The sequence below is a fragment of the Aeromicrobium phragmitis genome (assembly GCF_003674095.1).
Lineage (GTDB): Bacteria > Actinomycetota > Actinomycetes > Propionibacteriales > Nocardioidaceae > Aeromicrobium > Aeromicrobium phragmitis.
Window position 1 is genome coordinate 1 of record NZ_RDBF01000117.1, and the last position, 412, is coordinate 412.

Annotated in this window: 1 protein-coding gene; it reads left to right on the plus strand. The window is 72.8% G+C overall.

Annotated elements, in window-relative coordinates:
* Positions 1-273, plus strand: a 273-nt coding sequence (locus D9V41_RS16550) for a serine hydrolase (protein ID WP_166376103.1), incomplete at its 5' end; no start/stop codon positions are given.
* Positions 274-412: the final 139 nt, after the last annotated feature.

Genomic DNA, 412 nt, shown 5'->3' on the forward strand with positions numbered 1-412 from the left:
GTGAACACGGACCTCTCCATGGTCGCCTCGGCCTTCGGTCTCGACCCGCTGGCGCATCGGGAGGCGGACCGCAGCGTGCGCCTGGCCAATAAGACCGGGACCGATGCGGGCGTTCGCGCCGATGTCGGCGTGGTCGGCGGACCCGACGCCGCGATCGCGTATGCCGTGCTGGCGCAGTGGGATCCTGACGGCGGCGACCGGCGCGACGATGTGCTCAGCGCGATGGCCGCCATCGGCCAGTGGGTCAGCGGACGGCTGCGGCGAGCCGACTGACGGCAAGGTCGCGTGCTCGCGCGAAGGCGTCGGGAAGCACCCCGATGCCCGCGGCGACCAGCGCCCCTTCGTGCAGGAGGAGGATCTCCTCGGCCAGCGACTCCGTCTGGTCGCCCGCCCCAGCCGCCTCGGCCAGTTC